3 protein-coding genes are annotated in these 2,637 nt (G+C 51.6%); all 3 read right to left on the bottom strand.

Going from position 1 to position 2,637, the window contains the following annotated elements:
• The coding region (locus D9742_RS22585) for a replication endonuclease (RefSeq protein ID WP_130238299.1) at window positions 1-1,591 on the bottom strand (1,591 nt) is incomplete at its 3' end.
• Window positions 1,588-2,445, bottom strand: coding sequence for a DNA adenine methylase (locus tag D9742_RS22580; protein WP_130238298.1), 858 nt, complete (start codon window positions 2,443-2,445; stop codon window positions 1,588-1,590). The genes D9742_RS22585 and D9742_RS22580, both read right to left, overlap by 4 nt.
• Window positions 2,442-2,637 (bottom strand): TraR/DksA family transcriptional regulator (locus tag D9742_RS22575; protein ID WP_130238297.1); only part of this gene is annotated, 196 nt, incomplete at its 5' end. The genes D9742_RS22580 and D9742_RS22575, both read right to left, overlap by 4 nt.

Genomic DNA, 2,637 nt, shown 5'->3' with positions numbered 1-2,637 from the left:
CGTATTCGGCGTTATCACGCAAGGATTTACCCGTTTCCTTGCTGATCTCGCCAGCCAGACCACGTCCGTCAATGTTCTTACTGATGTATTTCGCGATGTAGCTTGTCGGCGTTCCTTTGCGCGGGTTTATCAGCTCAGACTTAAAGCGTGGACCCGTGTCATTGCCCAGTTCCTCGCGGTCTTCACGGATGGCAAACTTACGCAACAATGCAGTAATGGCGCGGCGGTCTTTTTTGCGCATGAAACACATGAGATGCCAGTGCACAGTACCGTCATGGTGCGGCTCAGCCACCCGCACGCCATACCAGCGCAACCCGGCTTTGTGCATAGCCTTACGAAATGCAGCAAACATGCCGACCAGATAATCGCTGCTTTGTCTTACCGTCGCATTTGTCCAGGTCGGGTTGGGTCTGCCGTTGTTGAGCGTGGAATGGAAACGTGACGGACAGGTGATAGTGTAAAAAACGGCGCAGTCACCACGCATTTCCGCGATAAGCTCCAGACCTTTAACACAGGCCATCATCTCATTGCGGCGATGCGCCGGGTTGCTGCTGCTGGCGTTTACCACATCCTCCATATCCAGCGTGTCTCCGTCTTCGTTCACCAGTTCATGAGAACGGAAAAACTCCAGCGACTTGCGGCGCTGCTCACGTTTATGTGTCACTGCTTCATAGCTGACATAGGGAGATGCTTTTTTGCTGACCAGACAGGCAGCACGCAACTGCTCTTCCCGCCATTCGCAACGCATCTTCCACAATTTTCGATCCCACCAGTCGGCGCAAAGCATACGTGCCAGCGAACCCGGTATGAGTTCATAGGGCACGGGTTTGCGGCGGTTTCTTTTCCGACGAAGTTTCTCAAATGCAGGCGGGATAACATCCAGACGCATGGTTTCCGCTGCCACCTTTTCCCATGTCTTGCGGATTTCTTCTGGCTTAACGTCATCGGTGGCATACAAATCACCACAAGCGGCCTCAAGACACATGCTCATATGCGCTGCTACCAGGGTGGACAGGCGTTTTACCTGATCCTGACTCATTTCAGGCAGGATCAGCAGGCCCTCAAGCCCTTGATGGCTTGCCATAAAACGGAAAGAAGCGGATAGCTGACTGTCGCGTACACAATCCAGTCGCTCCAGACATGGCTTAATCGTCTCACGCAAATAGCGGGAATAAGCCTTTGGCCTGCCCAGGCTGCTGAAGTATTCGATACGTTGCATCAGCGGCTTGCTGATGTGGGTAGGCTGGGCGCTGACATCTGCCAGAATGACCATGTCCGGGTTAAAACGCTGCTGCTCATGCGCAAGCTTTGCGCGGCTAATGAGCTTATCCTGCTCCATTTCGCGCTGGACAGGATCACGGGATTCATTAAAGAAATAACGCTCCCAGACCTGCTCACTCAGTGCATCGCGGCGCAGCTGTTCCTGCTCGTTATCGGCAGCGTACAGAGTGATCATGTTTGAAAGTGCAGACTCCGGCGCAACTTCCGCCGGGTCCAGATAAGGGTTAATGGCCTTTTTCGGGCCGTTCCATGAAAATGCTGCAGCGGCCTCGTTAAAGCCGCTGGAGTTGCTCATATCGTCATGACTCATACACGCACCTCGTACACAGCAGAACTATCCACGCCACGCGAAGGATCAAATCCCACCCAGCAGCGCGCCCCGGAAACAGCAATGATTTCTGTTGCTGATTTACCCTCGCCAGCCGACACGCCGATGCTGCGTTTTGCCTTGATGTAGTGGTGAGTGAAATTGCGATACAGCGAACGAATCAGGGATGTGTCACTGTTAGAAACAATGACCGGATGACCTTCAGATGATCGATGTTCAAGAACGGATGCCAGGTGATACTGGTCATCCTCAGTGAAGCCATCAGTGTGATAGCCGGAAAACGTACCGTCATAAGGCGGATCGCAATACACCACATCCCCCGCCTTCAACATCGCCAGCGTTTCATCAAAGCTGGCGCAGATAAACGTTGCTCGCTGGGCTTTTTCTGCAAATTTGCGAATTTCTTTTTCAGGGAAATACGGATTTTTATAATTCCCGTAGGGAATGTTGAAATGCCCGCTCTTGTTATAGCGACATAAACCACGGTAACCGTGACGATTGAGATACAGGAAATATATCGCCTTCATGAAATCAGTAATTTCAGTTGAGTAATTAAACTCCTGCCTTATGTTGTAATAAGCCAGCTCACTGTTTGCTTCCTCAAATAAAGCTCTGGCACGAGATATAAACGCCTCGCAATCAGCAGCAACCTTTTTATAGAGGTTGATTAAATCAGGATTAATATCCGCAACAAGATAGCTGGGGTAATCCGTCTCTATCATCACAGCACAAGAACCCGCGAAAGGTTCAACCAGTCGCGGGCCAGCAGGAAGGTATTTTTTCAGTTCGGACATAATGGCGGTTTTATTACCCGCCCATTTCAGGATGGTGCTCATACAGCACCTCCGTTGTAATGTTTGCCTTTCAGCTCTGCGATTTCCTGGCAGGTAATGCAAAGCTGCACTCCAGGAATGGCACGGCGGCGTGCTGGCGGAATTGGCGCTTCACATTCAATGCAAAGCACGCGAGACACGCCCGGCGTTCTGGCACGGGCAGCACGGATATGGCGCTGGCGTTCTTCTTCAACG

This window comes from Escherichia sp. E1V33 (assembly GCF_004211955.1).
Lineage (GTDB): Bacteria > Pseudomonadota > Gammaproteobacteria > Enterobacterales > Enterobacteriaceae > Escherichia.
The sequence above is the reverse complement of the archived record's forward strand: the minus strand, read 5'-3'. Positions and strand labels throughout refer to the sequence as shown.